The organism is Winogradskyella vincentii (assembly GCF_020166345.1).
GTDB lineage: Bacteria > Bacteroidota > Bacteroidia > Flavobacteriales > Flavobacteriaceae > Winogradskyella > Winogradskyella vincentii.
Genome location: NZ_JAIUJS010000002.1, coordinates 205,459 through 223,383, shown reverse-complemented (window position 1 = coordinate 223,383; position 17,925 = coordinate 205,459). Strand labels below are relative to the sequence as shown.

Annotated in this window: 15 protein-coding genes; 9 read left to right on the top strand and 6 right to left on the bottom strand. The window is 36.1% G+C overall.

Annotated elements, in window-relative coordinates; translation table 11 throughout:
* Positions 1–6: 6 nt before the first annotated feature.
* Both folB and LBV24_RS04190 read right to left on the bottom strand, forming a co-directional pair.
* Positions 7–369 (bottom strand): dihydroneopterin aldolase, encoded by a 363-nt coding sequence (gene folB, locus LBV24_RS04195; RefSeq protein ID WP_224477341.1) that lies wholly within the window; start codon positions 367–369, stop codon positions 7–9.
* 47 nt (positions 370–416) lie between these two features.
* Entirely contained in the window at positions 417–617 is a 201-nt protein-coding gene (locus LBV24_RS04190) for a zinc ribbon domain-containing protein (protein ID WP_224477340.1), read from the bottom strand.
* Between the two features lie 91 nt (positions 618–708).
* Between LBV24_RS04190 and LBV24_RS04185 the strand changes: the two genes are divergently transcribed.
* Positions 709–2,715: a glutamine--tRNA ligase/YqeY domain fusion protein gene (locus LBV24_RS04185; RefSeq protein ID WP_224477339.1), complete on the top strand. Its 2,007-nt coding sequence runs from the start codon at positions 709–711 to the stop codon at positions 2,713–2,715.
* Positions 2,716–2,805: 90 nt separating this feature from the next.
* Positions 2,806–3,297, top strand: coding sequence for a DUF1761 domain-containing protein (locus tag LBV24_RS04180; protein ID WP_224477338.1), 492 nt, complete (start codon positions 2,806–2,808; stop codon positions 3,295–3,297).
* 37 nt (positions 3,298–3,334) lie between these two features.
* Here the strand turns inward: LBV24_RS04180 and LBV24_RS04175 are convergent, their stop codons facing one another.
* A complete protein-coding gene (locus LBV24_RS04175; protein ID WP_114301895.1) occupies positions 3,335–4,261 on the bottom strand; it encodes an SPFH domain-containing protein in 927 nt (308 codons plus the stop codon).
* 93 nt (positions 4,262–4,354) lie between these two features.
* Here LBV24_RS04175 and LBV24_RS04170 point away from each other — a divergent pair, with 93 nt between their 5' ends.
* The gene (locus tag LBV24_RS04170) at positions 4,355–5,053 is read left to right on the top strand and encodes a hypothetical protein (RefSeq protein WP_224477337.1); all 699 of its coding nucleotides are present in this window, start codon (positions 4,355–4,357) and stop codon (positions 5,051–5,053) included.
* 4 nt (positions 5,054–5,057) lie between these two features.
* Here LBV24_RS04170 and gltX read toward each other — a convergent pair whose 3' ends face one another.
* Positions 5,058–6,572, bottom strand: coding sequence for a glutamate--tRNA ligase (gene gltX / locus LBV24_RS04165; RefSeq protein WP_224477336.1), 1,515 nt, complete (start codon positions 6,570–6,572; stop codon positions 5,058–5,060).
* Positions 6,573–6,632: 60 nt separating this feature from the next.
* Entirely contained in the window at positions 6,633–7,676 is a 1,044-nt protein-coding gene (locus tag LBV24_RS04160; protein ID WP_224477335.1) for an alkane 1-monooxygenase, read from the bottom strand.
* A gap of 99 nt (positions 7,677–7,775) precedes the next feature.
* Between LBV24_RS04160 and LBV24_RS04155 the strand changes: the two genes are divergently transcribed.
* From LBV24_RS04155 to LBV24_RS04135, 5 genes are all read left to right on the top strand, one after another.
* Entirely contained in the window at positions 7,776–11,378 is a 3,603-nt protein-coding gene (locus LBV24_RS04155) for a hypothetical protein (protein ID WP_224477334.1), read from the top strand.
* A complete protein-coding gene (ybeY, locus tag LBV24_RS04150; RefSeq protein ID WP_224477333.1) occupies positions 11,365–11,772 on the top strand; it encodes an rRNA maturation RNase YbeY in 408 nt (135 codons plus the stop codon). The genes LBV24_RS04155 and ybeY overlap by 14 nt, the downstream gene beginning before the upstream one ends.
* Before the next feature lie 85 nt (positions 11,773–11,857).
* Positions 11,858–13,729 (top strand): tRNA uridine-5-carboxymethylaminomethyl(34) synthesis enzyme MnmG, encoded by a 1,872-nt coding sequence (gene mnmG / locus LBV24_RS04145; protein ID WP_224477651.1) that lies wholly within the window; start codon positions 11,858–11,860, stop codon positions 13,727–13,729.
* Positions 13,730–13,783: 54 nt separating this feature from the next.
* Positions 13,784–14,635, top strand: a complete 852-nt coding sequence (locus LBV24_RS04140; protein WP_224477332.1) for a class I SAM-dependent methyltransferase — start codon at positions 13,784–13,786, stop codon at positions 14,633–14,635.
* 216 nt (positions 14,636–14,851) lie between these two features.
* A complete protein-coding gene (locus LBV24_RS04135) occupies positions 14,852–15,379 on the top strand; it encodes an OmpH family outer membrane protein (RefSeq protein ID WP_224477331.1) in 528 nt (175 codons plus the stop codon).
* A gap of 29 nt (positions 15,380–15,408) precedes the next feature.
* Here LBV24_RS04135 and LBV24_RS04130 read toward each other — a convergent pair whose 3' ends face one another.
* The gene (locus LBV24_RS04130) at positions 15,409–16,566 is read right to left on the bottom strand and encodes a DNA polymerase III subunit (RefSeq protein WP_224477330.1); all 1,158 of its coding nucleotides are present in this window, start codon (positions 16,564–16,566) and stop codon (positions 15,409–15,411) included.
* 154 nt (positions 16,567–16,720) lie between these two features.
* Between LBV24_RS04130 and LBV24_RS04125 the strand changes: the two genes are divergently transcribed.
* Complete coding sequence (locus LBV24_RS04125; protein WP_224477329.1) at positions 16,721–17,908, top strand: phosphoglycerate kinase; 1,188 nt, start codon at positions 16,721–16,723, stop codon at positions 17,906–17,908.
* Positions 17,909–17,925: the final 17 nt, after the last annotated feature.

Genomic DNA, 17,925 nt, shown 5'->3' with positions numbered 1-17,925 from the left:
TATAAGTTATTTTTTGCGTTTCTGTGACATTTTTATAGTTACCATCTCAACATCTCCGCCTATAGGAGGATTAATTTTACTAACACTCACAGTAGCTTTTTTTACTAGTTGATCTTCATTAAATATTCTATCGAGTATTCTTTTAGCAACAGTTTCCAGTAATTTAGACGGAATAGACATTTCTTCTCTCACAATTTTATTTAAAAAAACATAATCAACCGTGTCGCTGAGTTTGTCTGATTTTGCCGATTCTGAGAGGTCTGCACTTACCTCTAAATCCACTCTGTAGTCACTACCAATTGCGGTTTCTTCTTTTAAACAACCATGGTTGGTAAAAACCCGAATATTTTCAACTTTAATAGTTCCCATGAAGCAAAAATACTATGATACTATTAAATATCCTTTTTCTCAAATGATTAGTTTGTGAAGAAATCAAAGATGTTACTAATAGCACTGGTTTTTGTTTTAAAAAACTCTGTATACGTGCACTTTTTACATGTTACAGATGTGAATTTCTGGTTTTGCACATCAAAGATTTTTGATAGCGTTCCTCCTGTCGCTCTCATTTCTCCCACATCATAGGTTGTGTTGTCACACTTTGGGCATTTATAACTCATAATTTTTTGGTATTGGTTTTATCTATTCTATAGGTAGGCAATAGTGCTTTAATGTTACAATTTGTTTAATTTTACGCTTTAAAATTTTGAGATGTCAGAAGATATAAAATCACTTAACTTTATTGAGCATATCATAGAAGAAGATTTGGCTAATGGTTTACCAAAAGACAAATTAAGATTTCGTTTTCCGCCTGAACCAAACGGTTATTTACACATTGGCCACACCAAGGCTATTGGAATTAGTTTTGGCCTGGGTGAGAAGTATGGTGCACCTGTAAACTTGAGGTTTGATGACACTAACCCAACCAAGGAAGAACAAGAATATGTTGATGCAATTAAAAGGGATATTGCTTGGCTTGGCTATAAATGGGAAAACGAACTTTATTCATCTGATTACTTTGACAAGCTTTATGATTGGGCTGTAAAAATGATTAAAGACGGGAAGGCATATGTAGACAGCCAAACGTCAGAGGCTATGGCAGAACAAAAAGGAACGCCAACCCAACCCGGAACTAATAGTCCATATCGAAATAGAAGTATTGAAGAAAACCTGGATTTATTCAATAGAATGAAAGCGGGAGAATTTCCGGAGGGCACCCATGTTTTAAGAGCCAAAATAAACATGGAAGATCCTAATATGTTGATGCGAGACCCTATTATGTATCGCATTTTGTATGCACACCACCACAGGACGGGAGATAAATGGTGCATTTACCCAATGTATGATTGGACGCATGGCGAAAGTGACTATATTGAACAAATATCTCATTCACTCTGTTCTCTTGAATTTAAACCGCACAGAAAGCTTTATAACTGGTTTAGGGATAATGTTTATGAATATTCGAGCGATTCATTACCTCTGCCGCCAAAACAGAGAGAATTTGCACGTTTAAACCTTAGTTACACCATTATGAGCAAACGCAAGCTCTTGCGTTTGGTTAACGAAGGACTAGTGTCGGGCTGGGACGATCCTCGAATGCCGACAATTTCTGGCTTAAGACGCCGTGGCTATACGCCAAATTCAATAAAGAACTTTATTGAAAAAGTTGGTGTGGCAAAACGAGAAAACATTATAGATGTGTCCTTGTTGGAGTTCTGCATACGAGAGGATCTAAACAAGACCGCAAACAGGGTTATGGCGGTTTTAAACCCATTAAAAGTTGTTATAACAAACTATCCCGAAAATAAAGAGGAGTTGCTAGAAGCAGAAAATAATCAGGAGGATGAATCTGCAGGGTTTAGAAAAGTTCCTTTTTCAAGAGAAATTTATATTGAAAAAGAAGATTTTAAAGAAGAAGCCAACAAGAAATTTTTTAGATTAAAATTAGGCGGAGAGGTAAGGCTCAAGAATGCCTATATAATAAGAGCCAATAGTGTTGTTAAGGATGATAATGGTGAAATAACTGAAGTGCATTGTACTTACGATACTGATACCTCAAAAAGAGTTAAGGGAACACTACATTGGGTATCCATAAAACATGCAATTACAGCAGAAATAAGAGAATACGATAGGTTATTTATGCATGAATCTCCAGATGGAGATAAGGAAAAAGATTTTATGGAGTTTTTAAACCCAGAATCTTTAAAGATTAAAACTGGCTATTTGGAGCCAAGCCTTTCTAGCGCTAATATAGGAGACAGGTTCCAGTTTCAAAGATTAGGGTATTTTGTGGTAGATCAAGATTCAAAAGAAAACGGATTGGTTTTTAACAAAACCGTTGGGCTAAGAGACAGCTGGGCAAAACAAAAGCCAAAACCTCAAAACAATAATCAAAATAAACCAAATCAGCCACCACAGAAACGTTCTGCGATAAGTGTTCTTCAACAATTGGGTAAAAAGTATACAAACCTTCCTGAGGAAAAACAACTTAAAGCAAAAGCACAGATTCTCAATTTAGCAAAAGAAATCTCATATGAAGAATTAGAACCGCTTTTCGGTACGGCTGTTAAAAAGTCTGGTACCCGAATCGCAACAATGATTGTTTTAAAGGAATTACTAAAAAAGGGCTTATCAAGAAACGACAGCATCGATGAGTTTATTGCCAAAGCGCGTGAAGACAAGAACCAATTACTGGTTTCTGAGGCAAGTGAAATATAAGTCAAGTTACAACTGATTGAAAACCCTTAAGATTTCCCCTTAAGGGTTTTTTTGTAACTTAGAGACACTAACTATAAATCAATTTAAATTATGGAACTACCTATTAATCCAATTGCGATAGGTGTCGCGGCTGTTGCCGCATTGCTTATTGGCTCTGTTTGGTACAATCCAAAAATGGGCTTCGGAAATGCTTGGATGAGAGAATCTGGAATGACCGAAGAAAAAATGAAAGGCGGAAATATGGGAATTATTTTCGGCTTAGCTCTGGTTTTTGCTGTTATGCTAAACTTTTTATTAATGCAATTCACAAACCATCAATGGGGTGCTTTAGGCATGATTGGAGGCGATCCAGAAAATGCAAAAGCCTCGTTTGAAGCTTTTATGGCTGATTACGGACATGCGCATAGATCTTTTGGACACGGCGCACTACACGGTGGAATATTTGGTGTTTTTGGAGCATTGCCTATAATTGGCACTATTGCTTTATTTGAACGAAAAAGTGCCAAATACATATTTATTAATGCGGGCTATTGGATAGTCACTCTAGCTGTTATGGGCGGTATTCTTTGTGCTTGGCACTAAAATTAAAACCCCGAAGCTTAACTTTGGGGTTTTATTTCTATTTTGGTTTTTTAGATTGAGCATTTTTCATTGCCTCACCAATCTGGTTACTGGCAGTAAAACTTGCAACCATGTCGTTAAGCATGTTACTGCCTGCCTGAGGTGAATTTGGCAATAGAATTAAATTACTATTTGTTTCACCACCGATTGCCTGTAAAGTGTCATAATGTTGTGTAACCACAATTAATGCCGAGGCTTCTTGAGAGTTAATCCCAACTTTATTTAAGACTTCCACGGACTCTTCTAGTCCACGCGCAATTTCGCGTCTTTGATCTGCAATACCTTGACCTTGTAAACGCTTGCTTTCAGCCTCTGCTTTAGCTTTTTCAACTATAAGTATACGTGCTGCATCACCCTCAAACTGGGCGGCAATTTTTTCGCGTTCTGATGCATTGATACGATTCATTGCGGCCTTAACCTGGGCGTCTGGATCTATATCGGTAACTAATGTTTTTATGATGTCGTAGCCATATTCAGCCATATATTGTTGTAAATCTCGTTTAACCGCAATTGCTATGTCATCTTTTTTTACAAATACATCATCTAATTTCATTTTTGGAACTTCTGCGCGGACCACGTCAAAAACAAATGAAGTAATTTGATCATGAGGATATTCTAGTTTATAAAAAGCATCATAGACATCATTTTTTACTACCATAAATTGAACCGACACCTTAATTTTTACAAAAACATCGTCAAGTGTTTTTGTCTCAATTAGAACATCTAGTTGTTGAATCTTTAGGCTTAGGCGCCCAGCAATTCTATCAACTAAAGGAATTTTCATTTGTAACCCCGACTGTCTTATGCTTTGGTACTTTCCAAAGCGCTCTATTATAGCTGCTGTTTGTTGTTTAACAATGAAAAATGAAGAAATTAAAATAACAAGTCCGAAAAAGATAATCGGAACTAGAATAAATTGGCCCATAGCATTATTGTTTTAGGTTAGCGAATATGAATTATTAAAAGTAAGTAATATTAAATTATTTTAGTTAGGTTTGTTTAATTAGCTATAATCTCCATGAACAAACCCCAACACATCCTATTAGTAGTAATTTGCCTATCATTTGTTACACTTGTTAACGCGCAGCATAGACGTTATGTTATCAAAAATGGAATAGCAATAGGGGGTGGGCTAACCCAATTTGACATATCAACAGACAATTTTAACACCAAAAAAGGAAACGGATGGCTTATTGGTGCCTCAGCGACTGGCGACCTTCCGAACAAATGGTATAATGTGAGCTATGGTTTACAAATTTCTGAAAACAACCTAGAAATTTCAGGTTATGAAACGGTAATTGATTTGGCTGGAGATAAAGAGATTGAATATAATTTGTTTGCAGTTCAACTTGCTTTTTTATTTCACGCTAAAATAGTACCCAATCTCCTCACAATAGATGCGGGCCCAATGCTTCAATATAACGGTAAATTAGAATTACAATCTGACAACGAAGAAAACCTTTACGTTTATTTAAATAACGGAAATAGCATTTTAGCGAAAGAATTAGAGGAAATTTCGGAGATAAACGTTAATGGAGCAATCGGCGCAACATTAGGTTTGGGTGCATTTAAGTTTAGGATTCAATATGTCTATGGTTTTACCAATATTTTGAATAAACTTAACGGGAACGAAGCTGAGTTTGGACCTCATACTGGCAATACAGACTTTAAAGGAAATCAGGCTATGATTAACTTTATGGCCTTAATTACTTTTTAGACCTCTAGAAGGATTCAATAGCAATTTCAATCCTTTTAATGGTTTCGTCTCTGCCTATCATAAACATTATGTCAAACACATCAGGGCCCTTTAAGGCTCCAACCAATGCTAAGCGCAGGGGCATCATCACTTTGCCAAAGCCAATTTCTTTAGAAGTGATCCAGTCTTTAATTGCAACACTAAGTGATTCTGCCGAAAATGCTTCGGTTCCTTCTATTACAGAAACCAATTCGCGCATTAGTTCGTCCGTGTCTTCCTTCCAGGCTTTTTTTGCCGCTTTTTCGTTATACCCTTCTGGTGCTTCAAAAAAGAAGTGGCTCAAGTCCCAGAAATCGTCAACAAAAGTTGCCCGCTCTTTAATTAAACCAACAACAAGCGCTATATAGTTTATGTCAATTTGCTCAAGAGTGTCGCGAGAAGCCTTAAATTCTTTGGCCAACTCAAGATCTAATTGCTCTTGCATATAGTGGTGATTAAACCACTTGGTCTTATCCGGATCAAAACGCGCACCGGCTTTGTTAACTCGCTTTAAATCAAATTCACTTACAAGCTGGTCAAGGTTGAAAATTTCTTGTTCAGTACCTGGGTTCCAACCTAAAAAAGCAAGGAAATTTATTACAGCTTCCGAAAAATACCCATCTTCCCTATATCCTCTTGATACCGATCCGTCAGGCGCGACATATTCTAGAGGAAATACAGGGAAACCCATTTTATCACCATCACGCTTACTTAATTTTCCCTTTCCGGTTGGTTTTAGAATTAAAGGAAGGTGAGCAAATTGTGGCGCCTTCCAGCCAAATGCATCATAAAGTAGCTGGTGCAATGCCAATGACGGAAGCCATTCCTCACCCCTTATCACATGGGATATTTCCATTAAATGGTCGTCTACAATGTTAGCTAAATGATAGGTTGGCATACCGTCGCTTTTAAACAGTATTTTATCGTCTAAGACATTGGTGTCAATAGTTATTTCGCCACGAATAATGTCTTTTAGATTCAAAATTTTATTCTGTGGGGATTTAAACCTCACCACATAGTCTTCGCCGGCACCAAGTTTTGCTTTAGTCTCTTCTTCTGAGAGAACCAAAGAGTTAACTAGTCGACCCTTTTCCCTGTTGTGCCAATTATAAATAAATGTTTTGCCTTTTGCCTCGTGATCTTTTCTGTGTTTATCTAATTCTTCTGAAGTGTCAAACGCATAGTAAGCCTTTCCATCCTCAATTAATTTATCGGCATATCGTTTATAAAGGTGTTTGCGCTCACTTTGTCTATATGGACCAAATTTTTCGTTTTTACCAGGACCTTCATCAAAGGGAATGCCACACCAATTTAATGCGTCAACAATATATTGTTCCGCACCTTCGACATATCTGTTTTGGTCAGTATCTTCAATCCGAAGAACAAATGCACCACCGTGTTTTTTGGCAAATAAATAATTGAAAAGAGCAGTTCTTACACCGCCTATATGCAATGGGCCTGTTGGGCTTGGCGCAAAGCGCACACGAACGTTTTTAGACATAATTGTAAATTATACCGCAAAGATAGTTTGATAAGACGTGACAACAAAGCGATTAACAATCTAAGAAACGATCATTTCTTTTGGTATGCGCTTGTTCATAATTTTAAACCAAAGTGGAGGCAACATTGCCAAGACCATTGACGTTGGATAACCAAAAGGCATCTGGGGACTTTCTTCATGGCAATCTAAAACCTGATATTTTTTTGAGGACTTATAGTGATGATCGCTGTGTCTTGTTAATTCATATAGCACAATTCTACCTACAACGTGATTAGAATTCCATGAGTGTACTTCCTTAACACGCTCATAGCGCCCGGATTTGGTTTGCTGACGTAACAACCCATAATGTTCAATGTAGTTTACAGTTTCAAGAAGTATAAAGCCCACAACCCCTGTGGCAACGGCAAAAACAAACGTTTTAATGCTAAATAATGAAAATACAGCCAATAAATAAGCTAGCTGCAAAATTGTAAACCAGAGCATATCGTTTTTCAAAGAAATAAATGAAAGACTGTTGTTTTTTAGCAGTTTGATTTGAATTTTCCACGCACTGAAATATTGTCTAACGGTTGATGTAAACCAAAAAGAATAAATAGACTGATTGAACCTCGCTGTCGCTGGGTCTTCTGGTGTTGCGGCATGCAGATGATGACCGTAATTGTGTTCTATGTAAAAATGCATATAAAAAGACGGCAGGAGCAAAGCTTTACCAATGAACCTTTCGTTTGTGGTTTGTCTATGTCCTAATTCGTGCCCAACATTTATGCCGTTTACACCCAATACTATACCAACAGAGACGATCAAGCCAATAAGCTCATATGTTTCAAGAGATGATGTCGAAACCAACAGCAGACCATATATCAAAATGCTATATACAACAGGAAGGTTAAAATAAAGCAACCAATCAAAAATGGTTTTTTTTAATTTAGTATCAACTTCATTGGGCTCTAGGTTTTTATTGTCAATCGGAAAAACCAATTCCAAAATTGGTATACAGACGAATGCAAATATTGGGGTTGCCCACACCCAAACGCCTTTAAATATAAGCCCAATAATGGCCATTAATGGAATTGAAAACGCTGCCAGATACTTCAGATCTTTCATCTATTTTAACAAATTAGAACTTTAATTAACAGAATCTTACCAAATTTAGGGAAATACCAATTAAAATAAAATTGTAGATTAGTAAGTTAGTATTACCATATGAGCAATTTTGAAACCATAAAAAGCAAGCTTGAGGTATTCATTAAGAAGTATTACACGAATGAACTTCTTAAGGGCGCCATACTGTTTTTTGCAATAGGAACGCTTTATTTAATAGTGGTTCTTTTTGTAGAGTATATGTTGTGGCTTAGTTCAACAGGAAGAACCATATTGTTTTGGGTATTCATAGCTGTTGAGTTGGGCCTGTTTATAAAATTTATAGCTATTCCCTTAGCCCATTTATTTAAACTTAGGAAAGGCATTAATTATGAAACGGCCTCAAAACTAATTGGAGGTCATTTCTCTGAGGTAAACGACAAACTACTCAACGTATTACAGCTAAACCAAAGCCCAACACAGTCTGATTTAATAATTGCAAGTATCGAGCAGAAAGCCATAGAGCTTAAGCCTATTCCTTTTCAGTTGGCCATAAATTTTAAATCAAATCTTAAGTATTTAAAATATGCGGCTATACCTATTGCAATAATAGCTTTATCCTTTTTGTCAGGTAGACTAAATTGGTTTAGTGACAGTTATGAACGTGTCGTAAACTATAATACGGCATATGAACCACCAGCACCATTTCAATTTTTTGTTGTAAACGATTCGCTTGCAGCAATAGAAAATAAAGATTTTAAATTAAGGATTAAGGTTGCTGGAGGGGTGATTCCAGAAAACGCACAAATTAATTTTAATAATCAATCTTATTTTTTACAACCAGTAGCAACGGGTGAGTTTCAATTTGTATTCAACCTATTAAAGCAGGACACAGAATTCATACTATCAGCCAACGGAGTTACCTCAAAACCATATAGTATAAACGTGCTGAATACGCCTAATTTGGTGAGTTTTGATATGGAATTAGATTATCCCGCACACACCAAAAAACAAGACGAGACATTAAAAAGCACCGGTTCAGCAATAATACCAGAAGGCACAAAGGTTACTTGGAAAGCGTCAACAAGATCAACTACTGAGGTTAATATTTATGCAGAGGACACCTTGAGGTTTACAAAAGAAGAAAGTGGTTTCAGCGCACAGAAACGCCTATTTAATAACTACAACTATAGCATCTCTACGAGCAACAATCAACTAAAAGACTATGAAAATTTAGCCTATAGTATAAATGTTGTGAAGGATGCTTATCCTGAATTAAAGGTTGAAGTCCAGAAGGATACTTTAGATGATCAAACGCTTTATTTTTATGGACAGGCGAGTGATGACCATGGGCTCAGTAAGCTACAACTAGTCTATTATCCATTAAATGATGAGTCAAATAAACACACAGAACCAATTTCTATTTCAAATTCTAATTTCAGTGAGTTTATAAGTTCGTTCCCTGATCAATTAGAATTAAAAGAAGGTGTTGGTTACCAGCTTTACTTTGAGGTTTTTGATAATGATGGTATAAATAAATATAAACGCACCAAAAGCAACGTTTTTAACTACAGAAAGTTGACCAAAGAAGAGGTTGAGCAAAAACAACTTCAACAACAGAATAAGACCATAAACGACATCAGCAAAACCTTTGATAAGCTTGAAGAACAGGATAAAAAACTAGAAGAGCTCTCTAAGACTCAAAAGGAAAAAGACCAACTTAATTTTAATGATAAGAAGAAATTCGAAGAGTTTTTAAAGCGTCAAAAGCAACAAGAGCAGTTGATGAAAAACTTTAACAAAAAACTACAAGATAATCTAGAGGAATTTCAGAACGAAAAGGAGGAGGAAGACCAGTTTAAAAAAGATTTACAAGAACGCCTAAAAGAAAATGAAGAAAAGCTTAAACAAGACGAGGAACTATTAAAAGAACTTGAGGAATTAAAGGATAAGATAAACAAAGAGGAATTCACCCAAAAGCTTGAAGAACTTGCAAAGCAAAACAAAAACAAAAAACGCAGTATGAAACAGCTGTTGGAGCTCACAAAGCGTTTTTATGTTATAAAAAAGACCGAAAAGATTGCGAATCAATTGGAGGATTTAGCAAAAAAACAGGAAGAGTCAGTTAAAAAGAAAAATGAAAACACAAAAGAAAACCAAGAGAAGTTAAATGAGGAATTCGAAAAACTTCAGAAAGATATAGACGAGCTAAAGCGTGACGACAGAAGGCTTCAGAAACCTATGAGTGTTCCAAGGGACGAATTCATAGAAAGCGAAATTAACTACGATCAAAAAGAGGCCAAGGAGTCTTTAGAAAAAAAGGAAGAAATTGAAGGTGAAAAGGGTGAGCCAACACCAGAATCGGAACAGGAGCTTAACAAAGCGGGAGAGCGTCAAAAAAAGGCCGCCAAGAAAATGAAACAGCTGGGCAACATGATGAAACAGTCATTATCTGGAGGTGGAGGCGGTGGCGACCAAGCTTCTGAGGATATTGATATGTTGAGGCAAATTCTCGAAAACCTCTTGTTGTTTTCCTTTGACCAAGAGGCATTAATGAACACATTTGAAGAAATAAATATTGACAATAATAAATACGGGAAATATATAATTGAACAGAGCAATTTAAGAGAGCATTTTGAACATGTTGACGACAGCTTATTCGCATTATCGCTAAGACAACCTAAGATTTCAGAAAAGGTTAATACACAAATAACAGAGGTTTATTTTAACATTGACAAATCTTTAGATCAATTAACCGAGAACAGATTATATCAAGGGATTGCCTCTCAGCAATATACGATTACCGCTAGTAATGAACTGGCTAGCTTTTTGAGTGATGTATTGGATAATATGGAAATGGCCATGAACCCTTCTCCTGGCTCTGGAGGTGGTCAGGGAGAACAGTTGCAGGATATTATTATGTCACAAGAGGAGCTAAACAAACAGATGGAGGAGGGCGTAAAGAAGAATGAAAGTGGAAAGCAAGGCGAAGAAGGTAGAGAGGGTGAGGGTGAAAAAGAAGGCGAAAAAGGCGAAAAAGGAGATAAAGGAGATAAAGGACAAAAGGGACAGGGAGAAAAGGAAGGAAACCAAGGTAAAAGTGGTACAGAGGGTCAGTCGGGTGAACAAGGCAACCAAAATGGTGGCCAAGGTAAAAATGGTACTGATGGACAACAGAACGGTAAAGGAGACTCAAACAATAACATGGAGGGTAAGAGCGGTAAAGATGGTAAAAACGGTAAATCAGGTAATAGTGGAAATGGTACAGAAGAAAAGAATGATGGCTATGGAGAGGGTGGCACTGAAGAACAAAACGCGGAGTTATTTAAGATTTATCAACGCCAGCAACAGTTAAGACAGGCCCTAGAAGATAAAATTGTAAAAGATGGAGAAATACAATCTGCAGGAGAGTTAATTAAAGAGATGGAGGAAATTGAATTGGATCTTCTGAATTATGGTTTTACAAATCAAACATTACAGAAAATGATGGATCTTCAACATCAGTTACTTAAACTTGAAAACGCTACTTTTTTACAAGGCCAAGATTCTAAGCGAGAATCTAAAACAAATACAGAGGATTTCAATAAAACGAACACAAATCAAATCCCAACAGCAAAACAATATTTTAATACTACTGAAATATTGAACAGGCAAGCACTACCTTTGCGTAATCATTTAAAGAAGAAGATTCAAGAATATTTTAAAAGCACAGATGATAAATTTTAATTTCGAAACGACTCTAGATCTAGAAGACGAAAAGAGATTGAAAGAATGGATCGCTGAAGCAGTAGCTACTGAGGAATTTCTTGTAGGCGAAATTAATTACGTGTTTTGTTCAGATGAATACTTACACAAGATTAACCTTCAGTATTTAAATCACGACACGTACACAGATATTATTAGCTTTGATTACGGGGTAGGAAATCAGCTACACGGCGACATTTTTATTTCCGTAGATCGAGTTAGGGAAAACGCCTTGAAATTTGAGGTTGATTTTAAATCTGAATTATTACGCGTTTTGATACACGGTATTCTACATTTTTGTGGCTACAAAGACAAGTTAGAAAATGAGGTCGATGCTATGCGCGCCAAAGAGAATTACTACATCTCTAGGTATTAGTGTTTATAAGCTTTTCAATGTATATTTGCAAAATTTTTGTTTAGAACTAATTTTGTTCCACGTGGAACAGTTTAATCAGGAAAGAATGTTTAGTGATGTTTATGATGTTATAGTTGTAGGTGCGGGCCATGCAGGAAGCGAGGCAGCGGCAGCGGCAGCTAACATGGGTAGCAAAACCCTGTTGATTACAATGAACCTTCAAAACATTGCTCAAATGTCATGTAATCCTGCAATGGGTGGAATAGCCAAAGGGCAGATTGTTCGAGAAATAGATGCTTTGGGCGGCTACAGCGGCATTGTTTCTGACACATCGGCCATTCAATTTAAAATGCTTAATAAATCTAAAGGCCCTGCCATGTGGAGCCCCAGGGTACAAAGTGACAGAATGCGTTTCGCGGAAGACTGGAGGTTGTTGCTTGAGAAGACACCCAACTTAGATTTTTATCAAGAAATGGTTTCCGGGCTTTTATTAGAGAGCGACAAGATTGTTGGCGTTAAAACCTCTCTTGGAATAGAGGTTAAGGCGAAATCTGTCGTACTAACCAATGGTACCTTCTTAAATGGATTGATTCACATAGGCGACAAGAACTTTGGTGGTGGCCGTGCTGGTGAAAGGGCCGCAACGGGAATAACAGAAGAACTTATGGAAATTGGGTTTGATTCTGGACGAATGAAAACAGGCACACCTCCTCGAGTAGATGGTCGTTCTTTAGATTATTCTAAGATGATAGAACAGCCTGGAGACAAAGACCCTGAGAAATTTTCCTACTTAGATATTACAAAACCACTAACAGAACAAAGGTCTTGTCATATGACTTATACTAGTCCAGAGGTTCACGATTTGTTGAGAGAAGGTTTTGATCGTTCACCAATGTTTAATGGTAGAATTAAAAGTGTGGGCCCTAGATATTGTCCTTCTATTGAAGACAAAATAAACAGATTTGCTGATAAGGACAGGCACCAGTTGTTTGTTGAGCCCGAAGGTTGGAATACTGTTGAGGTTTATGTAAATGGTTTCTCAACCTCTTTGCCAGAGGATGTTCAGTTTACGGCATTAAAATCAGTTGTTGGTTTTGAGAATGTGAAATTTTTCAGGCCTGGTTATGCAATTGAGTATGACTATTTTCCACCAACCCAACTAAAACATACTTTGGAAACAAAGTTGGTTGATGGGTTATTTTTTGCTGGGCAGATAAATGGCACAACAGGTTATGAAGAAGCGGCTTCGCAAGGTCTTATGGCGGGAATTAATGCTAGCTTAAAAGTGCAGGAAAAAGACCCTTTTACTTTAAAAAGAGATGAAGCATACATTGGTGTACTTATAGATGATTTAATCACAAAAGGAACAGAAGAGCCTTACAGAATGTTTACCTCAAGAGCAGAATACAGGACATTGCTTAGACAAGACAATGCAGATTTTAGATTAACACCAAAGGGGTATAATCTTGGCTTGGCATCAGAAAAGAGGCTAGAGCGAATGGAGGAGAAACAAAAGAAATCAGATGCCTTTGTTCAGTTTTTTAGAGAAACAAGCGTAAAGCCTGAAGAGGCAAACCCTGTTTTAGAATCAAAAAATTCTGCACCCGTAAAACAACAAGACAAGATGTTCAGGCTTTTTGCTAGACCGAATATTACAATTGATGATGTTAGAAAGTTCAAAGCAGTAGATCAATATATCGAAGAAAACAATTTAGATCCTGAAGTTATTGAGCAGACAGAAATTCAAGTTAAGTATGCGGGTTATATTGAAAAGGAAAAGAATAACGCTGACAAATTGAATAGGCTAGAAAATCTTAAGATCCCTAAAGGGTTTGATTATTCAAGATTAAAATCTATGAGTATGGAGGCTAGGCAAAAATTGGCAGAAATTCAACCAGTAACCATTTCTCAAGCGTCAAGAATTAGTGGCGTATCACCAAACGACATTTCTGTTTTATTAGTTTATTTAGGGAGATAATTAATGTTCCACGTGAAACATTTAAACTTTTATGTTTAAAAAATGAATGGAAAAATGAACCGATTAACTTATTTAAAGGTAAAAGACCATTCAGTTTCTGGAGAAGAATTTCAATTGATTTTTAATGAGGATACGGAAATGCTTGAAACCTTTCCAGCGCCAAATGAGGATCAATTATCCAAATACTATAAGAGTGAAGATTATATTTCACACACGGATTCTAAGCGAAATTTATTTGAGCATGTATACCACCTAATTAGATCCAGAGCCTTAAAAAAGAAATTGCGATTAATCAATTCCTTTGGAAATGAATCAAAACAACTTTTAGATGTTGGATGTGGCACAGGCGATTTTTTAAAAACTGCGTTAACAAATGGCTGGGCAGTTACTGGAATTGAACCTAATGAGCAAGCAAGAAAAATTGCAAATGTCAAAACCAACCAAAACGTTTTTGAAATTGGCCACCTTGCCAATCTGAAAGAACACTCCTTCGATGTTATTACACTTTGGCATGTCTTAGAGCATTTGCCGAAATTAGACACTCACATTCAACTTTTCAGAAAGCTGTTAAAACCAAACGGATTATTGATTATAGCGGTTCCTAATTATAAAAGTTATGACGCTGCCCACTATAAAGAGTTTTGGGCGGCATATGATGTTCCAAGACACCTGCGGCATTTTTCTAGAAAATCAATCAATAAATTATTTCAGAAGGAGAACTTTACACTTATTAAAACTATACCATTAATTTTTGACGCCTATTATGTTAGTTTGCTTTCTGAAAAATATAAGACAGGATATATGAATCCGTTAAAAGCATTTTGGGTTGGTCTGAAATCTAATTACCGGGCAAGACACAATAATGACTACTCTTCTTTAATTTATGTCTTAAAACAAACCAATTAACGTCAAAGAATCATTTTAATGGCTTTTTGGCCCAACAATCAACAGGTTAACTGCCCAATTTAAAAAGGGGTGTTAAACAGCTTTATTTGGCTCCGATTTTTATTGAAATTATTAATAAGTAACTTAATATTTATTGATTTTGTATATAGTTATAAAAAAGTCTATTTCACACGCTAACTTTTTTACATTTGCAAAGATTTATACGAAATTGAAATTATGAAAAAATTAATCCTTCTATTGTTTATTACCTTAACAACAATGGCTTGTCAAGAAGAACAAAAAATAGCTTTTGTAGATAACGCTAAAGTTGTTAATGAATATCAAAAGAAAAAAGACTTTGAGGAGAAGTTCAAAGCAAAAATAGAAACCTTTAATAAAAAAGCTGATAGCTTGCAACAAGCAATTCAAGTTGAGGCACAATTGTTTCAATCGCGCGCTGCTAAAATGAGACAAAACAAAGCAGAGGAAGAGTACAATGCACTAGTTCAGAAAAAACAAATGCAGGATTATCAACTTGGTAATGAGGAAAAGCTATTGCAGGCAGAAGGACAAAAGGAAATAGATACCCTGGTTAAACAAGTAAAAACGTTCATAAAAGACTACGGAAAACAAAATGGATATACTTTTATTTTAGGCGCCAATGAAGCAGGTAGTGTTCTCTATGGGTCTGATGCTAAGGATATTACAGATAAAATTATAGCAGAACTTAATAAGGAAAAGGATAATTCTGGCACAAAAGAATAGACTAAGTTTATATAAAATTAAAGCCAAGCTTATGCTTGGCTTTTTTTATGAAGTAATCGAGTTAATTTAATAGACAAGTCTGTAAGAATTATCTTAGAATTTCCATTTCGCTCAATATGATATACAGCATCTTGAATTTCTTTTGAAATTTCCAAAATATTATTATCGTGGACAAAAGGTGCAAATTTCTCTAATTTAAAGTTTTCTGATTTTGGTTCAAGATATACCAACTCATTTGCTTTGTAATTAAGCAATAAAGCTTGCCTAAAATAATTTAGACAAAACCTTAGAAACTTTTTTTGCGTTTCCCTACCGGTTTTGGCTATTTCCTCTGACCACGAAATAAGATCATGGATAGCGCTTTTATTTCCTTTGGCTTTAAAAGCAGATCGAATCCAAACAACAAACCACTTTTCAAACTGAATATCTTCACTATCCTGGTAAATTAAGTCGCAAGCCTTGTTATAATTACCGTTTGATTGGTGGGCTATTTTTGAAGCTACTGATTTTTCAATATGAAAGTTTTTTACCAAACCGCTGGCAATAGTTTCTTCTGGTAACAAAGGAAAATGTAGAACTTGGCATCGCGACTTTATGGTGTTGATTATTTGTTCTTCATCTTCTGCGATCAATATAAAAACAGTCTTTTCTGGTGGTTCTTCTATAAGCTTTAATAATTTATTTGCACAAGCTGTATTCATTTTCTCAGCCATCCATATTATCATTACCTTATAACCACCCTCATATGATTTTAATGATAGTGATTTAACTATTTCATGGGCCTCATCTACACCAATTTGCCCCTGTTTATTGTCTACACCCAAAAGATTATACCAATCAAATAAATTACCATAAGGCTGCTGTTCTAATAATTGTCTCCATTCTTCTAGATAGAAGTTAGAAACGGGTTTGCTTTTAACTTTATGGCTTGTAGTTACAGGAAAAGCAAAATGTAGATCAGGATGAGAAAAGTTGTTAAACTTTAGATTGCAAGACTCATTACCCCCTAAATTTTCACCCTGTACATTTCCACATAGTAAATATTGAGCATAAGCTAATGCCATGGGCAAGGTGCCTGAGCCTTCTGGCCCAACAAACAATTGTGCATGTGCAATCCTCCCCTTATCAACGCTTTTTGTTAAGTGACTTTTAATATGTTCCTGCCCTAAAATATCTGAAAATAGCATGAAACAAAACTATGCATTTTTTCTACTAACCAAAATTTTAAAAGCATTGATATAACAGTGAATTCATTTTTTTTAAAAAACCTTAAAATGCTTGATGTTTATTATAGGTTTTTATTGGTTCTAATCTTTATATTTGTTTCTTAAACAATATAAAATGAAGACATTAAAAGATTTTAATTTCCAAGATAAAAGAGCATTAATAAGAGTAGACTTTAACGTACCTCTTAATGAAAATTTTGAAGTAACTGATGCTACGAGAATTGTTTCTGCCAAACCAACAATTATTAAAATATTAGAAGACGGAGGAAGTTGTGTTTTAATGTCTCATTTAGGAAGACCAAAAGGTGTGCAAGCCGAATTTTCGTTGAAACACATTATTACAAAAATTGAAGATGTTTTAGGGGTCGAGGTGAAGTTTGCTGAAAATTGTGTTGGCGAGGAAGCTGAAGCTATGGCTAACGCACTTCAGCCGGGAGAAATATTGCTACTGGAGAATTTACGATTTCATGAAGAGGAAAAACAAGGTAATTTGGAATTCGCTGAGAAGTTATCAAAGCTAGGTGACATTTATGTTAATGATGCATTTGGTACAGCTCATAGAGCCCATGCCTCAACAACTATTGTGGCCCAGTTTTTTCCTGAAGCAAAATGCTTTGGGCACCTCTTAGCAAAGGAAATAGAAAGCATTAAAAAGGTATTAGAAGATGGAGAAAAACCAGTGCTTGCAATATTAGGTGGCGCTAAGGTTTCATCAAAAATCACGGTTATTGAAAACATTTTGGATAAAGTAGACCATCTTATTATTGGTGGCGGAATGACTTTCACCTTTGTGAAGGCCCAAGGCGGAAGTGTTGGTGAGTCTATTTGCGAAGATGATAAAATGGAACTTGCACTAGATATATTGAAACAAGCTGAGGCCAAAGGAGTAAAAATTCATTTACCAGTAGATGTTGTTGCGGCAAACAGCTTTAGCAATGATGCAGATACACAGGTAGTAGATGTAAAGAGCATTCCTGATGGCTGGCAGGGATTAGATGCGGGGCCAAGATCTTTAGAGAATTTTGACAGCGTAGTTAATCAAAGTAAAACTATTCTATGGAATGGACCGTTAGGGGTTTTTGAAATGGAAACATTTTCCAAAGGAACCATTGCGCTTGGCAACTCAATAGCCAAGTCAACAAAAGGTGGCGCTTTCTCTTTAGTGGGTGGAGGAGATTCAGTAGCGGCAGTAAAGCAATTTGGGTTTGAAAACAAGGTAAGCTATGTAAGTACTGGAGGTGGAGCAATGTTAGAAAGTCTTGAAGGAAAGACTTTGCCAGGTATAGCCGCAATACTGAATTAATATTTCAACACTATACT